20 protein-coding genes are annotated in these 19927 nt (G+C 72.7%); 7 read left to right on the plus strand and 13 right to left on the minus strand.

Translation table 11 applies throughout. The annotated features are described in order from the left end of the window. Window positions 1-54: 54 nt before the first annotated feature. Window positions 55-456 (minus strand): darcynin family protein, encoded by a 402-nt coding sequence (locus DEJ51_RS34130; RefSeq protein ID WP_150261529.1) that lies wholly within the window; start codon window positions 454-456, stop codon window positions 55-57. Then, on the minus strand, window positions 446-1363 hold the full coding sequence (locus tag DEJ51_RS34135; RefSeq protein WP_150261530.1) for an NAD(P)H-binding protein: 918 nt from the start codon (window positions 1361-1363) through the stop codon (window positions 446-448). Before DEJ51_RS34135 ends, DEJ51_RS34130 begins: the two co-directional genes overlap by 11 nt. 106 nt (window positions 1364-1469) lie before the next feature. On the opposite strand from DEJ51_RS34135, the gene DEJ51_RS34140 reads away from it, so the two are divergent. After that, window positions 1470-2420: a LysR substrate-binding domain-containing protein gene (locus DEJ51_RS34140; protein WP_150261533.1), complete on the plus strand. Its 951-nt coding sequence runs from the start codon at window positions 1470-1472 to the stop codon at window positions 2418-2420. A gap of 73 nt (window positions 2421-2493) precedes the next feature. On the opposite strand, the gene DEJ51_RS34145 is transcribed toward DEJ51_RS34140, so the two are convergent. After that, the gene (locus tag DEJ51_RS34145) at window positions 2494-4068 is read right to left on the minus strand and encodes a sigma-70 family RNA polymerase sigma factor (RefSeq protein WP_150261535.1); all 1575 of its coding nucleotides are present in this window, start codon (window positions 4066-4068) and stop codon (window positions 2494-2496) included. Between the two features lie 491 nt (window positions 4069-4559). Then, window positions 4560-4760, minus strand: coding sequence for a hypothetical protein (locus DEJ51_RS34150; RefSeq protein ID WP_150261537.1), 201 nt, complete (start codon window positions 4758-4760; stop codon window positions 4560-4562). A 379-nt stretch (window positions 4761-5139) separates the two neighbouring features. On the opposite strand from DEJ51_RS34150, the gene DEJ51_RS34155 reads away from it, so the two are divergent. Continuing rightward, window positions 5140-5814, plus strand: a complete 675-nt coding sequence (locus tag DEJ51_RS34155; RefSeq protein WP_190620849.1) for a DUF4328 domain-containing protein — start codon at window positions 5140-5142, stop codon at window positions 5812-5814. A gap of 428 nt (window positions 5815-6242) precedes the next feature. Further along, on the plus strand, window positions 6243-6485 hold the full coding sequence (locus DEJ51_RS34160) for a hypothetical protein (RefSeq protein ID WP_150261542.1): 243 nt from the start codon (window positions 6243-6245) through the stop codon (window positions 6483-6485). A 13-nt stretch (window positions 6486-6498) separates the two neighbouring features. Here the strand turns inward: DEJ51_RS34160 and DEJ51_RS34165 are convergent, their stop codons facing one another. Continuing rightward, window positions 6499-6942, minus strand: a complete 444-nt coding sequence (locus DEJ51_RS34165; RefSeq protein WP_150261544.1) for a MarR family winged helix-turn-helix transcriptional regulator — start codon at window positions 6940-6942, stop codon at window positions 6499-6501. Window positions 6943-7054: 112 nt separating this feature from the next. Between DEJ51_RS34165 and DEJ51_RS34170 the strand changes: the two genes are divergently transcribed. Together DEJ51_RS34170 and DEJ51_RS34175 are read left to right on the plus strand one after the other, a co-directional pair. Continuing rightward, window positions 7055-7468, plus strand: a complete 414-nt coding sequence (locus tag DEJ51_RS34170; RefSeq protein ID WP_150261546.1) for a DUF1398 domain-containing protein — start codon at window positions 7055-7057, stop codon at window positions 7466-7468. Window positions 7469-7589: 121 nt separating this feature from the next. Further along, entirely contained in the window at window positions 7590-8069 is a 480-nt protein-coding gene (locus tag DEJ51_RS34175; RefSeq protein WP_150261548.1) for a hypothetical protein, read from the plus strand. A gap of 112 nt (window positions 8070-8181) precedes the next feature. On the opposite strand, the gene DEJ51_RS34180 is transcribed toward DEJ51_RS34175, so the two are convergent. From DEJ51_RS34180 to DEJ51_RS34195, 4 genes are all read right to left on the minus strand, one after another. Further along, on the minus strand, window positions 8182-11136 hold the full coding sequence (locus DEJ51_RS34180) for a hypothetical protein (RefSeq protein WP_150261550.1): 2955 nt from the start codon (window positions 11134-11136) through the stop codon (window positions 8182-8184). Further along, window positions 11137-12999 (minus strand): HSP90 family protein, encoded by a 1863-nt coding sequence (locus DEJ51_RS34185; protein ID WP_150261552.1) that lies wholly within the window; start codon window positions 12997-12999, stop codon window positions 11137-11139. Window positions 13000-13233: 234 nt separating this feature from the next. Continuing rightward, window positions 13234-14211, minus strand: coding sequence for a hypothetical protein (locus DEJ51_RS34190; protein ID WP_223836112.1), 978 nt, complete (start codon window positions 14209-14211; stop codon window positions 13234-13236). Window positions 14212-14431: 220 nt separating this feature from the next. Then, window positions 14432-14986, minus strand: coding sequence for a hypothetical protein (locus DEJ51_RS34195; RefSeq protein ID WP_150261554.1), 555 nt, complete (start codon window positions 14984-14986; stop codon window positions 14432-14434). Between the two features lie 424 nt (window positions 14987-15410). Here DEJ51_RS34195 and DEJ51_RS34200 point away from each other — a divergent pair, with 424 nt between their 5' ends. Continuing rightward, a complete protein-coding gene (locus tag DEJ51_RS34200) occupies window positions 15411-16031 on the plus strand; it encodes an RICIN domain-containing protein (RefSeq protein WP_150261556.1) in 621 nt (206 codons plus the stop codon). 117 nt (window positions 16032-16148) lie between these two features. On the opposite strand, the gene DEJ51_RS34205 is transcribed toward DEJ51_RS34200, so the two are convergent. The 4 genes from DEJ51_RS34205 to DEJ51_RS34220 form a co-directional block, all read right to left on the minus strand. After that, a complete protein-coding gene (locus DEJ51_RS34205; protein ID WP_150261558.1) occupies window positions 16149-16673 on the minus strand; it encodes a DUF1877 family protein in 525 nt (174 codons plus the stop codon). Between the two features lie 225 nt (window positions 16674-16898). Further along, entirely contained in the window at window positions 16899-17105 is a 207-nt protein-coding gene (locus tag DEJ51_RS34210) for a hypothetical protein (protein ID WP_150261560.1), read from the minus strand. Window positions 17106-17416: 311 nt separating this feature from the next. Continuing rightward, complete coding sequence (locus DEJ51_RS34215; protein WP_150261562.1) at window positions 17417-17659, minus strand: DUF6332 family protein; 243 nt, start codon at window positions 17657-17659, stop codon at window positions 17417-17419. Between the two features lie 78 nt (window positions 17660-17737). Further along, on the minus strand, window positions 17738-18421 hold the full coding sequence (locus DEJ51_RS34220) for a formylglycine-generating enzyme family protein (protein ID WP_150261564.1): 684 nt from the start codon (window positions 18419-18421) through the stop codon (window positions 17738-17740). A gap of 233 nt (window positions 18422-18654) precedes the next feature. On the opposite strand from DEJ51_RS34220, the gene DEJ51_RS34225 reads away from it, so the two are divergent. Then, the gene (locus DEJ51_RS34225; protein WP_150261566.1) at window positions 18655-19926 is read left to right on the plus strand and encodes a hypothetical protein; all 1272 of its coding nucleotides are present in this window, start codon (window positions 18655-18657) and stop codon (window positions 19924-19926) included. The last annotated feature ends 1 nt before the right edge of the window (window position 19927 follow it).

Genomic DNA, 19927 nt, shown 5'->3' on the forward strand with positions numbered 1-19927 from the left:
TGTGGCTGGCGGCGGCCGAGCCGGCGCTGCGCACGCTCTGTCCGTGGAGGAGCGTCAGGTGGCGAGCGTGGCCACGGGCTCCAGGCCGTAGGTGCGCGCGTAGCCGTTCTCCGTGCCCACGAGCAGGTCCACGACTTCGAAGTAGCGGTCCCAGAAGGGGGTTTCACGCAGCGCGTCGATCAGCAGCCGGTAGGCGTCGTGGTCGTCCGCCTCCCAGACCCAGATGTCCGTGACCCGCGCCGAGTAGAACTCCGTGTCGTAGAAACGGGAGCGGACGCCGCGGGTGCGGGCCTCGATCACCGGGACGACGTGGGCGGTGAAGACCCGGACGCGTTCGGCCACGGTCATCGCCAGCCACTCGGGGGTGGTCTTGACCAGCATGAACGCGGTGACAGGCGGCTCGGTTCGGTCAGTTCGGTCAGTTCGGTCAGTCAGGTCGGACCGGTCAGCGGGCATCGACGGCCTCCGTCGCGCCGAGGACGGCCGGGCGCAGGGTCTGCGCGCACCACTGCGCGAACCCGGTCGCCTCCCTCGCCCGGGGCGAGCGTCCGGCACCCGAGTCCAGGCCCTCGTCCTTGGCGCGCTTCATGTCGACCATGCCCTCGACGAACGCCTCGTGCAGGCCGTGACCGAGCAGGGTGGACCGCAACTCGTCGAGCGGCTGGTACCGGTAGCGGACCGGGCGACCCAGCTCCTCGGTCATCATGCGGGCCAGGTCGTCGGGTGACAGATCCTGCGGGCCGAGGACCGGGACACTGTCGACGCCGGTCCAGGAACGGTCCAGCAGCAACCCGGCCGCGGCCGCGGCGATGTCGGAAACGGCGACCATCGGGGCCGGACGGTCCGCGGCGACGTTGTCGGCGAAGACGCCGTCCTCGCGGATCGAGCCGGCCTCCTCCAGCAGGTTCTCGAAGAAGGACGCGCAGGCCAGGGCACGGTAGGCGACGCCGGAACAGGCGATCAGGTCGTCCATGGCCAGGGAAGCGGTGACCAGTCCGGCCCGGGCGGCCTGCGCGGTGCCGCGGCCGAGTGCCGAAACGCCGACGACACGGCCGACCCCGAGCGCGGCGAACGCCCGCGCCGCGGGCCGGGTGAAACCGCTGTACGCCTCGTCGGGGGTGACCGAGGCGTCCGGCGGCACCAGCCAGAAGACGGCGTCGGCCCCGGTGAAGGCGCGCTCGACGGTCCCGGCGTCGCCGTGCGAGCCGGTGACCACCTCGACCCGTCCGCGCACGGCCTCGGGGAGCCGGTCAGGATCCCGGACCACGACACGCAACTGCTCTCCGTGTGCGGGTGCGGCCTCGACCAGCAGCGACAGGAGCCGCCGGCCGATGTTCCCGGTGGGGGCGGTGATGACGATCATGAAAACCTCGTGGTCTTTGTCGGATCGGTACGTCCCCTTCATCGTGCGGACGCCACCATCGTTGCCACAATGGGAACTTCAGCAATCAATCATTGCCAGGAACGGAATGACACTGGTGAGCAGCCCAGCCCCGAACCTCGACGCCAACCTCGCCGTCGCCCTCGACGCCCTGCTGACCGAGCAGAGCGTCACCCGCGCCGCCGCGCGGCTGCGCACCTCCCCGGCGGCCATGAGCCGCACCCTGGCCCGGCTGCGCCGGGTGCTCCAGGACCCGCTGCTCGTGCGGGCAGGACAGGCGATGGTGCCCACACCACGCGCCGAGGCACTGCGGGACGAGGCCGCCGCCGTCGTACGCCGGCTGGAAGGACTGCTCACCCCGAGCAGCGGGACGGATCCCTCCGCACTGCGGCGCACCTTCACCGTCCAGGCCTCGGACCTGGTCGGCGCGGCGCTGGCACCGGGACTGCTCGACCTGGCCCGGCGCCGGGCGCCGGGCGTCTCGCTGCGGGTGCTGGCCGAGGAGTGGGAAGCGGGCCCGGCACTGCGCGAGGGCCGGATCGACCTGGAGATCGGGGCCATCGACCACGTCGACCCGGAGACCCGCGTCGAAGAGCTGGTCACGCTGCGGATGGCGGCCGGCGTCAGGGCCGGGCATCCACTCGCGGAAGGAATCCTGACCCCCGCCCGACTGGCCGCAGCCGAGCACGTGGCGGTCAGCCGCCGGGGCCGCTTCACGGGCCCGTTGGACACGGCCCTGGCCGAGCAAGGGCTCAGCCGGCGCGTCAGCGCCGTACTTCCCGGACACCTGGCCGCGATGGCACTGGCCGCGGCCGCCGACGTGGTCTGCCTGGTGCCCACCGCGCTGCCGGGCCGGCCCCCCTCGGCACTCGGCGACGCGGCGCACGCGATGGGGCTGCGCCTGCTGGACATCCCGCTGCCCCTGCCACCGCTGACGATCGGCATGGCCTGGCACCCGCGCCACGCCGCCGACGGGGCCCACCAGTGGCTCCGTGGCGCCGTGCGCCGCGTACTCCGTCCAGGGGCCCGGGAGGAATGACACGAAACGGGCCCGGGCCCGGGGCACCGGGCCACCGCGCTCCGCTGGTTCGGGGTGACGCCCACGGGCGGCGTCACCTCAGGGCGAAGAGCATGTTCACCGAGTTGTAGTAGTTGGGCAGGTGCACCATCTCCGAACCCGGACGCGGCGGGTCGGCCTTCGGCCAGTTCCGAGGGCCCAGCAGGTGGTCGGAGTAGTCACTGCGCGGGGCCTTCGGAACGAACCAGACACGGTACGCGCCGGGCCGCGCGTCCGGCTCGAAGCGCCAGAGCTGCGTCACCCGGTCCCCGCCGCTCCGGCAGGTACGCAGGACGACCGCGGCGAGGTTCCCGCCGCTCGTGGTTCCTTCGAGGCACGTGCCGGTGTCCGTGTTGCGGAGTTGGTACGTGTTCTGCTGGGCCGGCAGCTGCTGCCATCCCTGGCCGGCCTTCCCCGTGCACTTCTGCAGCTGCACGGGGCCGCCGGAACCCGGGCCGCCCAGGCCGACGCACAGCCCGGAGGCCACGTTGACCAGGGCGGCGCCGGCGTGATCCGGCGAGGGCGACGCGGAGGGCGGCACGGCGGAAGCGGAGGCCGAGGCGGAGCCGGACGGGGAAGCGGAAGGGAGCGATGTGGCCGGGGCCTCGGCAAAAGCCGCCGGCCCGATCGCCACGACCGGTGCGACTTCCGGGAGCGGCCCGCCCGGGGCCGCGGGCGGGCCGGAGGGAGCCACGGCCCGGACGGAGCCGTCGCCGTCGGAGTCGGAGTCGGCCGGCAGCAGGACGGCCACCGTGGCCGCCGTACTCACCACGGCTGCCGCGACGGCCCATTTCGCGGCGCCGGCCTTGGATCCGGCGAGCTGCGTCCCGCTCAGGGCGGACGAGGCCAGCTGCACGCCGCCCCCACCCAGAGCCGAGAGGAAGGACGCGGGGTTCCACAGCAGGATTCCGCCCAGCAGCAGCACGCCCAGACGGCCATTGACATCGCGCAGGTCGCGCTCGGCCCGGGCGCAGCCCTCGCACCCCTGGAGATGGCGGCCCAGGTCCCGGGTGAGGCGCCGGCCCGGCCGGCGCAGCCTGGCGGCGATCTGCCCCCCGTAGTGCTTGCACTCGTCGCTCGCGGCCTGGTCCAGGTGAGCGCGCAAGTAGGCCTCCCGCAGGCCTTCCCGCGCCCGCGCGACCAGCGAGCCGACGCCGCCCGCGGATATCCCCAGACGCGCCGCGGTCTCGGCCGCCGGCTCGGTCTCGACGACCGAATGCCACAGCACGGCCTGCCAGCGCTCCGGCAGCGACCGGTAGGCACGCAGGACCAGCGCCCCCTCCTCCGCCGAGAACACGGCGTCCTCGGTGTCCTGTCCGTCCGCGAGCTGGGCGGCCCATGCCTCGAAGTCGTCGGAGAGCCTCGTACGGTCGGCATCCCGCGCCCACACCGTCGCCAGACGACGCACACAGGTCAGCAGGTACGGCCGCCAGGCGTACTCAGGACCGGCACCCCAGGCGATGGCCCGGTAGGTACGGGCGAAGGCCTCTGCGGCGAGGTCCTGGGCGGTGGACTGGTCCCGGCAGCACGTGCGGGCGTAGGCGAGCACCGAGGAATGGTGACGGGCGAACACCTCGTCCATCACGTCGCTGACCGCCGCGTCGGACTGCGGGGCGTGCCCGCGAAGCAAGGCACAGAGTTCCCCGTCACTGAGGCTTCGCAGATGCTGCTGACGGGCCGTACCCGATGTACTCAACACGTGCTCCCGTGTGGCTTGCTGATGACCCGGCCGTCGGTTCCGGGCACATCCGTCATGAGGGGTGCGACGCTGCGCCCGTTCGGAATTCGCGCCAGTGTGCACCCTTGCAGAGCCGCAAGCAAACCCGTCCCCACCTGCACCCCGGCCTGCGGAATGGCCGCTACCGCCAGCTGCCTGCGCGCTCCCGCGCCCGGCGGATCCCGGTGTAGCGGGCCGGCGGGCGCCGTAGATCGGCCACGACCACCGACGACGGGGGTCCGACTCCCGCGACACCGGCGAACGGGACGCGGAGCGCCGTTGCTCACCCAAGTGACAACTTCGCTGCGCAGGTGACGACTTCGTCACACAGGTCCGCGGCGGTGGCGTACGGTGTGAAGCCGGGCGGGCCTGCCCGTGGAACGGCCGACGGGAGGCCGGACCCCTCAGCCGCGGTGGAACAGGTCACCGGCGCACAGCGGATCCCCACCGCCCCACGACGGGCCCGGGCGGGGGACTTCACGGCCCTGGGCGATCCACTGTCGCTCGACGTCGTCGTAGATCGGTGTGTCGGGTGCCTGCCGGAACTCGTCGGCCCGCCGGGCGAAGCCGGACCAGGACGGAGGCGAAACGGTTCTCTGCTCCATGTCCAGGTCAACGAGAGCGCCTTGCCCGATGTGGCGGTGCGTGACCGTTTCGTCATGAACGGTCTGCGGAGCCGTCCGAATGAGGCGGGCCCCGCGCCGGCCGGGCCGATGCCGTCCCCTTCGTCCGGGCCGACCGGCCCCTTCAGCGCGGGGGACGACACCCGGCGGACGTCCCGCCCGTCCTGACCTCGGGAAACGAGCGTGACGCGCCCGGACCTGCTGACGTAGGTTCCAGTCGGGACCGCCCTGTCCGGCGCGCCCTTCCGTCTGCCGCACCCACGGGGGTTCCTTCAGCATGTCCGCGACTCCGGCCGATCAGCCGGCCCCGTCTTCCTTCCCGTCCTCTCTCCCGCCCTCCTCCCCTTACGCCGCGCCCGACGTGAAGGGGACACGGCTGCGTGCGCCCGTGGGCCTGGCCATCGCGCTGACCGTGCTGTTCGCACTGGTCATCGGATTCGACGTCTTCGCCGCGTACGCCGACTGGCACACCCGCTCCCTCATGCAGCGGCTGTTGGCGGATTCCGCCGCGGTCGGCGTTGCCGAGCTGGACCAGGCCGACCGTCTCGCGGGCAGGGCCGGCATGTTCCAGGGCCAGCTCGCCATCGTGACCGGCATCGTGTTCATCGTCTGGTTCCACCGGGTCCGTACGAACGCCGAGGTGTTCGCCCCGGGCGCGGACCGGCTCCCGCACGGCTGGGCCATCGGCGCCTGGTTCGTACCGCTCGCCAACCTCCTGCTGCCGTACCGGATCGCCATGGCCACCTGGGTTTCCAGCACGCCCCCCGGAGCCGACGGACGCCACCGGCGGTTCCGGCTGACGCTGGTCACCCTCTGGTGGGCCACCTTCGTACTGGCCAAGATCCTGGCTTGGTACGGGGGCATGACCTACGGCCGTGCCGAGACGACCGAGGCGGTGCGTGACGCCGCCACGACGATCCTGGCCGGTGACGTCCTCGACATCGTCGCCGCCGTCTTCGCGGTGCTCTTCGTCCGCAGGCTGACGGCCATGCAGCACGCCAGGGCCGCTGGGGGGCCCGTCGTCGCGGCGGTGTAGCGGGCCACCGGGCAGGCTGGGCGGTCCACCCGCCCCGTCACCCCGCCGCCCCCGCCCCGTCGGTGGCAGGGGAGACGCCGGCCCTGTGACGACACATGACGAGAACCCGACACCCGGTCAGGCCGTGGGCGGCCGCTGCCCGATCCGCGTTCCATGATCGAGGGCACCGACTGGGCAGCGCTGGAACACGCCTGCGGAGCCGCACAGGACACGCCGCTCCGGCTGGCCCGGCTCCTGGACGAGGACCCGGACGTCCAGGCGGAAGCGCTGGGCATGCTGCGGATCCTCCGGCAGCTGGCCGCAGGGAGCGCCGATCGGCGCGAACGCGCAGCCGTGATCCTGACCGCCGGTGTCCGGGGCGGGAACACCACCCGCTGGCCCGCCGGCCCCGACCCCGCCATCCGGACCTGCGCCGCCCTTTCACCCGCATGCGCCGGCAACACCACGGCGAAGCGGACGATCCTCCAGGCCCTGCCGCGGCGTTTCCCTCCGGGGACGACCAGGGTGCCGGATTCACTCCCGCCCGGCACCGCTACCGGGAGGCCCTCGCCCACCATGACGTGTGCTGGCGGTACACCCACCTCGTCACCTCGTGGTTCGCCGATCTCGGTCTCCCCGCGGACCGGGACGGCATCAGGGCACTCCTGGCCCCCGGCAGCGCCCCCCGGTAGGGAGCCGGACCGGTCAGGAGGAGGCGTCCTCCTCCAGGTCCCGGACGGCTTGCGTGAGCGTGCGCAGCAGTGCTCGGGCGGCGGCGATGTCGGCCTCGGGAATCCGGGTGGTGATGCGCCGGTGTGACGCGCGCGCCTGCTCGGTGATGGCTTCCAGCACCGTGCGCCCGTCGGCCGTCAGGGTGAGCAGGGGAGAGGTGCGGTGATCGGGATTGGGCACGAGATCGGCCAGCCCGTCCTTGGCGAGGTCGTTGGCGATCCGCTGGACGTTCTGGCGGGCCACTCCGAGCCGCCGTGCCGCGCTGGGCACGCTCATGGGCTGCTCGGAGACCACGCTGAGAACCTGCCACCGGGCCTGGGTCTGGCCGTGAGCCGCCGCGATGGCCTCGCCGGACCGGCGCAGGGCTCCGGCTGCCTCGAAGACGTCGGCGACCAGCAGGGCCATCTCGTCGGACATGCCGACACCTCCAGATTGACAACATGATGTCTAGATGGGACGTTGTTGTCATCTTAGCAAGGTTGTCCTGCCCTGGGGACAGGGCACGGGCACGTCCCTCAAGGAGCACCCGATGAGCAACGCGATCGAGAACCTGAAGGCCGCGCAGGAGCGGGCGGCGGCCGTCCGGCCCCGCGTCGGCGGATTCCCGTACCTCGCCGAGGCCCTGCGCCAGGCGGGAGTGCGTACCTACCACTGCACCGTGCCGGCCGGAACGAGCGTCTACGTCACCGACTCCGGCCCCGTGGTCACCCAGGGCGAGCCGATCGTGGACGGCACGCAGGACATCGCCCCCTGGGACGAGGAAGCCCTCGTCAAGGCACTTCGCACGGACCAGGCGGGGGAGAGCACCTACCCGGAGTTCGTGAGCGGCTGCTGGAACGCGGGCGTCCTGCACTACGAGGTCGATCTCAAGGCCCGCACCTGCGTCTACCACGGCGCCCTGGGCGAGTCGTACACCGAGTCCTACCCGCACGCCGACATCTGAGCCGCACGCCCGGCGAGTCCGGGCCGGCGCCCCGCCTGCCGGGGTGCGCCGCGTGCGGCCGGGGGAGTCTGAGTATGCGTACTCATGCCCCCGGGCCGGCCGGGCTGCGAACCTCGGCAACATGAAGAAGATCTACGGGGTGCTGGCGGGAAGCGCGGCCGCCGGTGCGGTCACGGGCTGGATGGCCAGGACGCTGTGGCTGTGGGCGATCGCGGAGGAGGAGCGCAGCTGCGCGGACAGCGTCACCCTCTGCTTCTCCCTGTACCCGCTCACAGGAATCGTCCTGTGGGTGCTCCTGGGCGTGCCGGTGCTCTGGCTGGCCCTGTGGATGATGGACGTACGGCCGTCGAAGACCATGGCGGTGGCGTCGTTCGCCCTCCAGTGGTTCATCGTCGCCGTTCTCGCCGGCCTCTCCCGGCACGATCTCCCCGAGTCCTCGGCCCTGACCGTCGGGGCCATGGCCGTGGGCCCGCCGCTGGTCGTGCTCTGCGCCGACCCCGCACGCCGCCGGTCCGCGCTGATCGCCCTGGGCCTTCTGGTGACGACGTCTCTCGCGCTCGTCTGGCTCTCCGTCCACACGACGATCGGATACTTCCTCTAGGCCGCCCCTTCCCAGGGCGCTGCAGGGGCGGCCGTACCCGCGGGAGCGGCTACGGGTACGGGCCGGTGGCCTGCCGGGAGACTGTTCCGGCAGGCCACCACCGCACAGCGGGCTATCGCTTGAGGAAGTCCTGACGGAGGGCGTCGAGGATGTGGGCGGCCTCCTGGAGATCGGCCTGCCGACAGCGGGCGGCCGCCGCCGACAGGCGCGCGACCGCCTCCGCGAAGCGGGCGAGACCGTTGCCCTCGATCAGAGCCGCGACCCTGACCGCTTCGGCCCGCGGCACCTCACCGTGCTCGCCGCCCTCCTCATGGGCGGCGATCGCGGCCTCCGCCTCGGCCAGGGCCTCCTCGAAGCGCTCGGCCTCCGCAAGGACACGGGCGCGGCGGTAGTGCACCGTGCCACGGCCGTACCACGGGGCGAAGTCCTCGGCGTCCTCCGGCACGGCGGCACCGATAGCGTCGGCCCGCGTGAGGTGCTCCAGCGCCGTGTCCAGGCCGTCGGCCTCCCGGGCCTGCATCGTGAGGCGGGCGAACTCGCACATCATGTGGATGATCAGCGACGGGTTCGGGGCCTCGGCATGAGCGGCGACGGCACGCTCGTACGCCGCCGCGGCCGCGTCCCACCGGTCGGCCATCGCCAGCGCGGTGGCCGCCTCCGCCGCCACCAGGGTGAGGACCTGCCCGTCGTCCTCCCACGCCGAGACGATGTCCGCGAGCCTCAGGAACTGCTCCGCCGCCGGCAGATGCTCCCCCAGCTCCCGCAAGCCACGCGCCAAGGTCAGACGGGCCTGGGCGAGGACCCGCTCGTCACCCGCAGCCGCACCCCCGGCGCCCTCACCGGCCAGTACGGATTCCAGCACGGCGACCGCGTCGGCCTGCCGGCCACCACGAGCGAGGACCTCCGCGAGCTGCGACCGCACATCGGTGGCCTCGTCGTGGGCCCCGTCCTGGTCGAAGCGCGCCGCCGCCTCCGAGAAATGGCGCACCGCACCGTTCACGTCGTCCAGATGCACGGCCGCGTGGCCGAGCAGGGCATACGTGGGAGCCACCGCGAAGTCCGTGTCGTCGTACCGGGCCGCGTCGGCGAGCGCCTGGTGCAGGAGCTCCACCGCCCGGGCCGGCTCACCCTTGCCGAGCATCAGCTGGGCCAGCACGGCGCGCGGGCGCGACCCGCGCCACGGCCTCCCGGACGCGTCGACGGCCGCGAGAGCCGCCAGCAGGCCGTCCTCGGCGCGCGCGGCGTCACCACCACGGGCCGCCAGGTCCGCCTCGAACTGCAGCGCGTTGGCCACATGGTGGGGTACGGACAGGCGTTCCGCCTCGGCCCGCATCGTACCGGCGTGTTCCGCGAACCGCTGCGCGGCGGGGCCGGCCGTCTCAGGCAGCTCCCGCAGCGCTTCCTGGTAGGCCGCGAACGTCGCGGAGTACAGCACGGTGAGGTACTCCAGCTCGCGCTCCGCCTTCCCCTCGGCGTCCGCACCCTGCGTCCACGGCGCCCGGGTCTTGAGAAGCTCGGCCTCGGCCAGGGTCCCGTCCAGGCCGGCGCGGATCGCTTCCGGATCCGCCTCGTCGGAGCTGCTCAGCCACGCAAGGCTCCGGCTGCGCGCGGAGAGGGCGTGCCACGGCATCCCCAGGCCCTCGTACAGCTCGGCGGCCCGCGTCAGCTCGGCGGCGCTCTCCGCGTCGCGGTCCTTCCTGGCGAGGCGGTACGCACGCTGGTCGGCGATCTCCGCCTGCAGGAGTTCCTCGGGGCCGAGCGCGTCGTCGTGCGCGGCGCTGCCATCGGCCAGCCGCTCCTCGACACGGCTCCAGAGGCGGTACTCACCGGGGTGCCCGGCGGCGGCCAGGCGGCGTGCCTCCAGCACCAGGGCCACGAACTCCTGCGGGATCTCCACCACGGCGGAGGCCGCTGCGGCGGGGACCGCACCGGGCACGGCCTGCCCGTCGGCGGGCCGGGTGAGGGACGTACGCAGTCCGAGCGGCAGCGGCTCGTCCAGCAGCGGCCGCTGCGCGAGGCGTGCCCGGCGCCGGTCCCCCACGGTGGTGGTGGCGTTGCGCGTGTCGAACGCGACGGTGATCCGGTCCGCCTCGGAGCGGACGTGGGCGAGGAGTTCGCCGGCGTTCCAGTTCCGTCCGGGCGGGCCGGCGACGGCCGTGCCGGAATGTCCGTCCTCGGCGAGACGGGCGAGCAGCACCTCGGCACCGGTGAGGAAACCGAGACGGGCCAGCGGGGCACCGGTCGCCTCGAACAGCGGCCGGTTCTCGGCCAGGATCTCCAGCCCCCGGCCCTCGTTGCGGGAGAGGGCGCAGAACTCCAGGTGCAGACCGACCTCGTCCAGCATCCCGGTGTTGCCCCGCACCTGCCGGTAGCCGGTCAGATGGTGGGACCGTGCCTCGTCCTCACGGCCGGTGCGCAACAGCGGCAGAAGCGCGCGCGCCTGGCTCATCTGCGGTTCCTCGGTACAGCCCATCGACCCGCCGAGGACCGGCCGCCACGTCTCCAGCGCCCCGGCGTCCTCGCCCGCGGCCAGCTGGTGCTCGGCGAAATGCCGCGTCTCGCACGCCTGGCAGTCGCTCAGCTCCGTGCGGGGGCGGGTGGCCCAGAGGTCGTAGGCGTCGGCGACGCCCGTACCCGTGTGGAACGCCACGTGATAGCCCATCGCCGCGACCGGCTGCATGCCGTGGTCGGCGGCGCCGTAACGGGTGCGCATCTGGTCGACCCACCCCTGGATCGCGGCCAGTGGCACTTCGGGCACCTGCAGCAGGGAGGTCGTCACCCACTTGAAACGCCAGAAGACCTGGTGGGCCTCCCACTGGCTGAACGCCGCGGGCGCGGTGTCCCAGAGCTTGAGGACGCGGGCGAACACGACCGGCGACTTGCGGTGCTCGCCGGTGAACTCGTACGTCGCCATCAGCTCCAGCAGAGCCGTGACGAGGACATCGGGTTCCTCGAACGACTCCGCGGCCTCGACCAGTTCCTCGGCGGTGACGGTGCGCTGCAGGCCGTGGGGCCGCTCGTTGTTCTCGCGGAGTGCTTCGACGACGGCCTCGGGGGTGTCCAGCATCTACAGTTCCTTCCGGGGCTCGGAGCCGGGTGCCGCCGTGCCGGTGTGGTGCATGGCGTGGGTGAGCAGGCCGATGAAGGCCCGGTTGAGCAGGGCGCTCTCGCCGGCCCGGAGAGGACGGCGGCTGAGGAGCAGCGCCTGGCCGTAGAGCGCTTCCGCGGTGGTCACGGCGAGTCCGCGCTCGGCGACCGTGATCGCCTGCCGGACCAGCGGGTTGAGATGGTTCAGCACGAGCTGGGCCCGGGGGGTCTCCTGGCGCAGCGAGCCCAGGATGTCCGCCCACAGACCGTCGCTGTCGGCCGCGAGCCCCGACCGGGTCCGCTCGTGGCGCGCCTCCCGGTTGTCGAGCAGCAGGGCGGGGGCCGTGACGGGCTGGAAGTCGCGCAGGACGACATCACAGTCGTGGAGGCCGATCGTCTCGCGGGCGACGGCGAGGAAGGCCGCCGCGCGCAGCTCGGCCGACGGATCGACGGCGTCGAGGTGGGCGGTGACGGTGGCCGGGTCGAGGTCGGTGACGGCCGTACCGGGCCGGATCTCCGGCAGGCGGTGCACCAGGTCACGGTCATAGGTGTAGCCGCCGTTGACGACGCCCAGTCCGGCGGCCGAGGCGATGGGGGCGACCTGGCGGAACTCCTCGACGCTGCGGGTGACCAGCACGGTCGCATGGTTCCGCGCGAACTCCTCCAGGGTGACGTTGCCGTCGGTGGTCTCGAACGGCAGCCACGGCAGCACGATGCGCAGCAGCTCGTCGTCGTAGCGGGCGAGCGCCTTGACGGCGAGGTGGTGGGTGTCGATGAAGCGGTGCAGCAGGGCGGGGTCGCTGGCGGCGAGGCCGGTGAGCCAGTCGCGGATCCGCTCGCCGAGGGCGTCCCGTACGGCGGACAGGGTTCCGTCCTCGTACAGGGCCTCCCGCGAGGCGGTCGGCCGCAGGCTGGTCGTGTCGACGACGCAGCGTACGAAGAACGCCCACTCCGGCAGCAGTTCGGGCGCCTGGTCCGTCAGCAGCATGCCCTTGAGATGCACACGATGGCCAGCGCGCTGCGCCGGGCTCACGGCCGTGGGCAGGACGTACGCGACACCGCGCAGCCCGGCGGCCGGGAGGTCGAGCTCGATGGTGTCGAGCGGGGTGAAGTCGAACAGCGTCCGGCAGTAGGCGGTCATCGCCTCGCGCCGGGCCAGGGGCGAGCGGTGGGCCTGCTCCCACGGAGGGGTCTCGTTGACCTGCTCGCTCTCGCCGCGCGGTCCGACGACGGTGACCCCGTAGCGCAGCAGTCCACCGTAGTGGCGGGCCAGGGAGGCCACCCGCTGCGGGGTGGTCCACTCGGCGTTGTCGGCGCGCGGCGTGAGACGGACGGTGGTGCCCGGCTCGGGCACGGCCGAGGCCGGCAGGGTACGGATCGTGTACCGGCCGTCGGAGTGGCCACGCCACTCGACGGCGGGCGCCGCCGGATCGGCCGCGGAGCGACTGAGCACCGTGATCTCGTCCGCGACGACGAAGCAGGCGAGCAGGCCGATGCCGAACTGGCCGATGAAGTCGCCGCGGGCGGCGTCGAGCCCGGAACCGTCCAGGGACCCGCCGGACGTCCGCTTCGAGCTGCGCCCGATGGTGGCGAGGAACCGGTGGACGTCGGCCTCGGTGAGACCGATTCCGGTGTCCGTGACGGTCAGGGTGTCGCCGGTGCGCACCGTGATGCCGGCCGGTGAGCCGGGGGCGAGCGCCTGCCGGGCGGTGATGGCGTCCACGGCGTTCTGCAGCAGCTCGCGCAGGTAGACGCGGGGGCTGGAGTAGAGGTGGTGGGAGAGCAGGTCGACCAGTCCGCGCAGGTCGACCTGGAAGGTGTGCGCAGTTTCTGAGTTTGGCACCTGGCGAAGTCTTTCGGTGGGCACGCGCGGGCGTCGGGGCGGCGCGTGCGGGGCGGGTGTGGGCGGAGCGGAACGGCGGCGTGTCCGGGACGGGAGCCTGGGCGCTGGGCGCCGGGTGCGGTCGTGCCGCGGCCGGGGCGCCGCGCGCCCGACCGGTGCCCGGGCGCGCGAAGGAGTCCCGCCGTGCGGTGAGCTCCCGGGCTCCCCGGACCGCCCCGGCGTTCGCGGGCTGGGTCAGCGCCCGGCCGACGCACGCTGCCGACGGTAGGCGGCGGCGGGGTCGGAGCCGTTCAGGTAGTACCAGGGGAACTTGGTGACGCGGCCGTCGGTCGCGCGGAAGCACTCGCGTGCGCCGTCGCGCTCCCCGGCCAGCGAGAACGCCATGGCGAAGGTGTTGAGGACCTGGATCCAGCCTCCCCGGCGGGCGAAGTCCGAGTGCCGGAACGAGTGCTCGGCGGCCTCCGCCAGGGACGCCCTGACCTCGGACCGGCTCATGTAGGCGGCGTCCGGCCCGGAGTCGAGGGAGAGCCAGTGCTCCAGGTGCGCGATGGCCACCAGCTGGCCCAGGTGCGTTCCGGCCGGGGCACCGAACGCGGACGACCGGGCGAACGCGTGCATCTCCTCGTGCGACCCGCCCCACTTTTCGCACACCTGCTGCAACTGTTGCTGGTGGGACGCCAGATGCTGCGGGTCACGGCGCACCACGGCCTCGAACCGCCGTCGCGCGAGGGTCTGCCCGACCTCCAGGCCACGGCCGGTGACCTGGAGTCCGTACCAGGGTGAGGTCCACTGCGGCTCGCGGTCCGCCGCCTCGTACAGCCGCTGTTCGGCCGTGCGCAGACGCGCGTGGAAGACCTCGAACTGCTGGCGCGAGACGTCCTTCGCCCGCGCGCCGGTCCGAGCGTCCCAGCCCCAGCTGATGTGACGAATGCCCGCCACGAGACGGGGAAGGGCGGATTCGGGCTCCGCTTCGACGACTTTGTCGATCCACCGCTCCACCCCGGCGGTGTCGCCGACGGCCCACAGCAGCTCGGTCCGGTCGTCGCTCTCCGAACGTGCGTCGAGCACCTCGCGCACCGTGCTCCAGTCCGCTGCGGCGGCAGCCTCCCGCACACGCCGCACCTCGGGATCGCCCGAGTCCTCCTGCACGCGGGCCGCGGGCCGGCCGGCCCATTTCCCGAGCGTGTCTCCCCAATGACGGAGCAACGTCATGCCCCCACCCCTTGAAATGTCCGAACGAGGAGGGCGTTGATCACCTCCCGTGAAGGTAGTGACTATCACGTCCGACCGGCAATCGCACACACGTTTCCCGGCGTGCGTCGGCGAGGAGCAGAGCACACGTCACGCGCTCCGCCGGGGCGGGTGGGGTGCGCAGACGGCGGCGCCCCGCTCCGGGGATCCCGGTGGCGGGGCGCCGTCGCGTGCGGGCCTGCTACAGCAGGGCGATCGAACTCGCCCGGTCGTTCATCGCGTCCCCGACGTACGAGGTCGACTGCTGGTACTCCTGGTGGATTCCGGAGGTGTTGGGGGCGTCCCACAGCTCCAGCCAGCACGACAGAGTGGTCAGCGAGCTGACGGAGTTGTTCCAGATGCCGTCGAGGTTGATCTGTGCGTCGCGGCCGTTGCCGCTCTGGCAGCCGTTGGCGCCGGCTAAGACCAGGGCGGAGCCGCCGTAGTTCGAGTCCGCGTAGATGACACCGAGCTGCACGGACTGCGTCGCCGCAGGGCCCATGGAGGCCTTGAGGCGTTCGGCCAGGCTCTGGTCGATGTGCTTCGCCGACAACGGCGCGTCCGTGATCCGTCCGTGGGTGGAGGCGGTGATGGCCTCCCGGAAGGTGCCGTAGCACTGCTTGCTGCCTGAATCGATGTCGAGCACGCAGTTCGTCGGCGCGGGCGAGGGCGCGGCGTTCGCGGTGGCGGCGCCCGTGCCCAGGGCCAGGATGGTGGCTGCTGATGCGATGGCGATACGTGACGTACGAGCAAACATGGGTCACTCCTATCGGTTCGTTCTGCCAACACCATGGATGCTCGCGTCCCACTCGGGCATGAGCCAGAGGCACATTCGGCCAGACTCGTTGTATGTCGCACGAGTGTTGCGGTTCCACAGGCGGAGCCTGACGCCGTGCGCGGGACCTGACCTGCCCTCGTACGTGGGGCGAGCCACCGGCGGGGACCGGGACGGGAGGGAGAATCCGGCTCGAACTGTTCGAGGTCCGCGCGCGGCCCCGGACCGCCGCGGCCGGCCGTCTCCACCTCGGGCGCGGACCGCCTGGAAGGTCCGGGCCCCCGTGGCCGGATCGGCGCTCTGCCGCAGAAGGGCCGGCCTGTGTTCAGCTACGTGCCGGCACCTGCCGGGCGACGCCGGCCCGAAGCGGCACCGCCCGCACGCACCCGAAGAGTTGGGAGAGAACATGCCCCGTCCCGCCCGCTCGGCGGCGGTCACCGCGATCACCGCCGTCGCCTTCGCCACCGCTCTGACCGGAACCGCCGGAGCCGACGCCTCCGGCGGTTCCGCAGCCCCGGCCCGGGCCGTACCCCAGCCCGTGTACTGGAACGCACCGCCGCAGGGCGTCACGGCCCCCGCACCGCAGCGACTGCTGAACCAGCCCGTACGGATCACCAACGACTTCGCCAAACGTCCCACCACCCAGTGTCTGGACGTGGATGCCAACGGTGGCGGAAACGGCACGGTCGTCCAGATCTGGCAGTGCAACGGCACCACCCAGCAACGGTGGTACCTCTGGAACAACGGCGCGCTGGAGAGCTACCGCTTCCCCGGCAAATGCCTGGACGCCGACCTCAACGGCGGTGGCCGCAACGGCACCAAGGTACAGATCTGGGACTGCAACAACACGCCGCAGCAGAGCTGGTCCCACCCGTCGGGCGACCGTGCGATCTACAACGCGCGCTTCTACTCCGGCGGCAACATCGTCATGGACCGCGACGCGAACGTCCTGGGCAACGGGGCCCGCATCCAGCTGTGGCAGAAGAACTTCCAGTCGCAGCAGTGGTGGGACGTCTGGGCCGACTGACCTGGGCAGCCAGCGCGACGATCCTCCTCGGGTACGCGATGACGATCGGAAGCCCGAGGAGGTGTCACGTCCGGCCCGCGGACGGTGCGGCGGCGCCAGGCGTGGCGGGGTCGCGGGTCAGTCCCACCAGAGCACGACGAGCAGACGGCGCTCGGCTGCTTCGAGGTAGAAGTCGCGCAAGGCGTTGAAGTGCCCGAGCAGGTACGCGCGCACGCCGCCGGTGATGTGGGCGGCCTCGGGGCCGATCAGGGAGGTGACCTCACGGTCGTCGGCTGGCAGCGCGGCGAGGAGGGCCGCCATGTCGATCTGGCCGAGCAGTTCGGAAACGACCGCCACCTGGGCGACATCCAGGGCGGTGGGGGTGCCGCCCAAGGGGGCTATGGCGTGCGGGTGGGTGGCGAGGAAGCCGAGGTCCAGACCGGTGTCGCCGTCGGTGGCCCGGCGCAGAGCATGAAGAGGGACCCCTTCGAGTCCGGCGGCCTCGCCGACGCGGTCCAGCAGCGCCGGTGCCCAGTCCAGGTCCAGTACGTCAGGCGCCGGTGGATCCCATCGGGGATCACGATCCGGTGACGCGTCGGCGGACTGACGGCAGGCGGCGAGGTACGACTCCGGGATACGGGCGAGCTGCAGGGTGACGGCCATGACGCCATCATCCACGGCATGCCCAACGGACTCGTACGCGGCCGGGCAACGGCGGTTGCCGAGCGGTGCGGGGCGCACAGGTCCCCGTCGACACGGGCGCGCCTGTACGTGCCGCACGGTGTCGTGGAGCCGCAGCCGCCCTCGATGCGCAGCCGCCGGAACGGCCCCGGCGCGTGACAGGGCGGCCAGAGGGAACGAAATACCGGTTTCCGTCCCGGAGACCGATCACGTGATCGGCTGTGTGGTCCCGTCAGGGAGCGAGAACGTCTCGCTGGCGTAGGGGCGTGCCGTGACCTGCCCGCCCGCGGCCGTGCACTCGTCTCTGGTGATGTTCGGAGACGATGCGGCTGCGGTGCTGACGGCGCCGATCGCGCTCATCCCGGCAAGAGTGGCCCCGGCGAGGGCGAGGCCCAGGACTCTGCGTATGCGCATGACTTCCTCCTCCTCTCAGGCGCCTCCGTTCGGCCCTCGGGAAGGACAAGTCTCAGGACGACGGCGCCCTACCACCCAGCATGGGCGCTCCACCCGTGACCCGCGAGGCGAGGCCGGACCCTGCAGCCGACACCGGGCACGGGCGATCGCGGACGGTGACCTGACCGCCCCGGAGAGGCATACGGCGGCTGCGGGGCCGGCAGCCGGTGCGCTCCGGTCCCGCCCCAAGAGGAAACCCGCCTCGCCGTCTGAGGGGTTACCCCGAGGCGGAGGCGCAGACACCCGGCACCGCCGACGCGCGACGAGGAGCGTCAGCCGTGCCGCCCGTGTCGCCACAGGACATGGACGACACGGACCACCGCGAGAACTCCGGCGACCCAGGCCCCGCCGACCTGGAGGAACTCCTCGACCGCAGGAGGAAGGTGCCAGACGGCCGTCGGCCCGGCGATCGCGGCGAACACCACGGCGCCGAGGAACCCCGCGCTCAACAGCGCATACCCGATCTCGACAGGTAACTCGTCTCGTTCCGCCTGGCTCCGTCGTCTCGTCGTCATGGCGCAACCGTCGCACGGGGAGCCGCCGACCGTCCACGAGGCAACGCCAAGGGCGGGGGCCAGGGGCCGGATGGCCGGTCAGGGCCTCGGTGTGCGGGCGAGGCGCAGTCCCACGTCGTCGATCCGGAGTGTGGGGTGGCTGCGCCGCCGCACGGAGGCGCGGCAGCTCCAGTGTTCGTCGAACCAGCCGCCGCCGCGCAGCACCCGGTACGAGCCGTACACCTCGGGGTCGTAGACGTCCCAGCACCACTCCCAGACGTTGCCGAGCATGTCGTACAGACCCCAGGAGTTGGGAAGGCGGCCGCCGACCTCGTGGATGTGCTCCCGGGAGTTCCCGCGGTGCCAGGCGATGTCGTCGAGGGGACCGTAGCGGGGACCGGCGGTGCCTGCCCGGCAGGCGTGTTCCCATTCGGCCTCGGTCGGCAGCCGGTAGCCGTCCGCCTCCCGGTCCCAGGTGACCCCGTCCTCTTGGCCGTCTCCGTTGTCGGTCGTGCCGGTGGCGTGGGGGAGACGGTAGGCGGGAGTCAGCCCTTCCTGCCTGGACAGGGTGTTGCAGTACCGGACGGCGTCCCACCACGACAGGTCGTGGACCGGCAGCAGGCCGCTGCCCTGTCCGCTGCCGGGGTCCGTACCGGTGGTCTGTGCGTAGGCGGCCTGGGTGACCGGGTGTGCCGCGAGCTCGTACGGGGCCAACTCGACGGACCAGGTGCGCTCGGTACGGCGGTCGGAGAGCGTGACGTGTCCGCCCGGCACAGTGATCATGATGTCCGATTCCTCGTCTTCCCCGCCGTTCGGGACGGCGTCCGCTTCCCCGACGACGCGGTACGGGGACCGCCCGGACGCGGCCGTGATGGTGGGCGCCGCCCCGATCTGCCGTGTCCCGGAGCCGAGTTGGTCAACCTACCCGATCACCAGGTCGAGAGTGGACTACGTGGCCGGGTGCGGGTTGTGGTGCTGGTTCACCATGGGGTCCGTGGGGTGGGTACCGTCTGCTCATGTACTTCAACGGAGCGGGGCGGCAGCGGGGGCACGTGCTGCTCATAGCCGGGGACGGCGCGGCGCGCCGCCGCACGGTGCACCTCGCGCCCAGCGCGAACCTCGCCGCACTTGCGATGGTGCCGGCCTCGGTGCTTCTGGGCAGTGAACTCCCCACGGACACGGTGTGCCTGGACGGGGTCCGTGACCCGAACACGGTGCTGGCGCGGTTGCGCACCGCTGCCGCGACCCCGGGTCCCCTGCTGCTGTACCTCTCGGGCAGGCTGACCGCCGACCGCCGCGGCCGCGGGCTCCACCTCGCCCTGGCCGGGACCACACAGGCCGCGGTCCGGTACACGGCCCTGCCGTGGGAGTGGCTGGGCGGTGAACTGCGCAGCCGCCCCGCCGGGCTGACGACGGTGCTCCTCGACCTCGCGGCCGACAAGCAGGCGTGGCCGCTGCTCCAGGAGTACGGGAGTCTGCCCGCCTTCCCGTGCGCCGAGGTGTACGGGGTGGTCTGCCCGCCGGGTTTCGCCGCGGGCGACGGCACGGTGAGCGGCTACACCCGGCACTGGATCGACCAGCTGCGGCGCAGTCCGGTCAGGCCGGCCGACGTACAGCTGCACGCCCTCGCGGCGGGGGCCGCGGGACTTCCGCCGGGTGCGCTGGTCCTGCCGACCGCCCGTGAGCTGGGCATGCGCCCCGGCCCGCTGCGGTCGCAGCCGCAGCCGCCGCAACCGGACCCGCAGGCGCCGGCCCCGCACGGGTGGCAGGACGCGGACGGGCCCGCCGGTCCGGCCGTACCGGGCCACGATCAGGGTCCGGCGTCGGATCCCGGCGGGGCGGCGGGCGGGGATCCCCGGCCGTACATCCACGCGCTGGCCATGGAGGGACGCCATCCGGAGGCGGCCGCTCTCGCCCGGGCCTGGGAGGAACACGTACGGCAGACCTGCGGGTTCTCCTCCCCGCAGGCGGTCCAGTGGGCGGAGATCCGCGCGGACCTGGCACGGATGGCAGGTGACTTCCCGCTGGCCACCGAACTGTGGATCGGGGCCTGCCGGGCCCGGCTGGCCGGCCAGGGCGCGACCGACCCCGAGGTGCATGCCGCGGCGGCGGGCGCCCTGTACTGCTGGACGCAGCTCAAGGACCGCGCTCCGGCAGCGGAGTCGGGGCCCGAGCTGGTCGCCCTGCTGTGTGCCCTGCCCACCCTCGACCCCCGTCATCTCCGGCTGGCACAGGCACGCCTGGAGGCACTGCGCGCCCCGGGCCTGCCCCGCGCCGTTCCCATCTGAA

This window comes from Streptomyces venezuelae, assembly GCF_008642275.1.
Lineage (GTDB): Bacteria > Actinomycetota > Actinomycetes > Streptomycetales > Streptomycetaceae > Streptomyces > Streptomyces venezuelae_E.

Excerpts from the sequence above, each read along its gene's own strand:
- DEJ51_RS34160 (WP_150261542.1), top strand. The coding sequence starts at position 6,243 with ATGCGCCGGCAACACCACGGCGAAGCGGACGATCCTCCAGGCCCTGCC.
- DEJ51_RS34135 (WP_150261530.1), bottom strand. The coding sequence starts at position 1,363 with ATGATCGTCATCACCGCCCCCACCGGGAACATCGGCCGGCGGCTCCTG.
- DEJ51_RS34175 (WP_150261548.1), top strand. The coding sequence starts at position 7,590 with ATGAAGAAGATCTACGGGGTGCTGGCGGGAAGCGCGGCCGCCGGTGCG.
- DEJ51_RS34130 (WP_150261529.1), bottom strand. The coding sequence starts at position 456 with ATGCCCGCTGACCGGTCCGACCTGACTGACCGAACTGACCGAACTGAC.
- DEJ51_RS34210 (WP_150261560.1), bottom strand. The coding sequence starts at position 17,105 with ATGCGCATACGCAGAGTCCTGGGCCTCGCCCTCGCCGGGGCCACTCTT.
- DEJ51_RS34225 (WP_150261566.1), top strand. The coding sequence starts at position 18,655 with ATGTACTTCAACGGAGCGGGGCGGCAGCGGGGGCACGTGCTGCTCATA.
- DEJ51_RS34180 (WP_150261550.1), bottom strand. The coding sequence starts at position 11,136 with ATGCTGGACACCCCCGAGGCCGTCGTCGAAGCACTCCGCGAGAACAAC.
- DEJ51_RS34200 (WP_150261556.1), top strand. The coding sequence starts at position 15,411 with ATGCCCCGTCCCGCCCGCTCGGCGGCGGTCACCGCGATCACCGCCGTC.
- DEJ51_RS34150 (WP_150261537.1), bottom strand. The coding sequence starts at position 4,760 with ATGGAGCAGAGAACCGTTTCGCCTCCGTCCTGGTCCGGCTTCGCCCGG.
- DEJ51_RS34165 (WP_150261544.1), bottom strand. The coding sequence starts at position 6,942 with ATGTCCGACGAGATGGCCCTGCTGGTCGCCGACGTCTTCGAGGCAGCC.
- DEJ51_RS34220 (WP_150261564.1), bottom strand. The coding sequence starts at position 18,421 with ATGATCACTGTGCCGGGCGGACACGTCACGCTCTCCGACCGCCGTACC.
- DEJ51_RS34205 (WP_150261558.1), bottom strand. The coding sequence starts at position 16,673 with ATGGCCGTCACCCTGCAGCTCGCCCGTATCCCGGAGTCGTACCTCGCC.
- DEJ51_RS34170 (WP_150261546.1), top strand. The coding sequence starts at position 7,055 with ATGAGCAACGCGATCGAGAACCTGAAGGCCGCGCAGGAGCGGGCGGCG.
- DEJ51_RS34195 (WP_150261554.1), bottom strand. The coding sequence starts at position 14,986 with ATGTTTGCTCGTACGTCACGTATCGCCATCGCATCAGCAGCCACCATC.
- DEJ51_RS34140 (WP_150261533.1), top strand. The coding sequence starts at position 1,470 with ATGACACTGGTGAGCAGCCCAGCCCCGAACCTCGACGCCAACCTCGCC.
- DEJ51_RS34190 (WP_223836112.1), bottom strand. The coding sequence starts at position 14,211 with ATGACGTTGCTCCGTCATTGGGGAGACACGCTCGGGAAATGGGCCGGC.
- DEJ51_RS34215 (WP_150261562.1), bottom strand. The coding sequence starts at position 17,659 with ATGACGACGAGACGACGGAGCCAGGCGGAACGAGACGAGTTACCTGTC.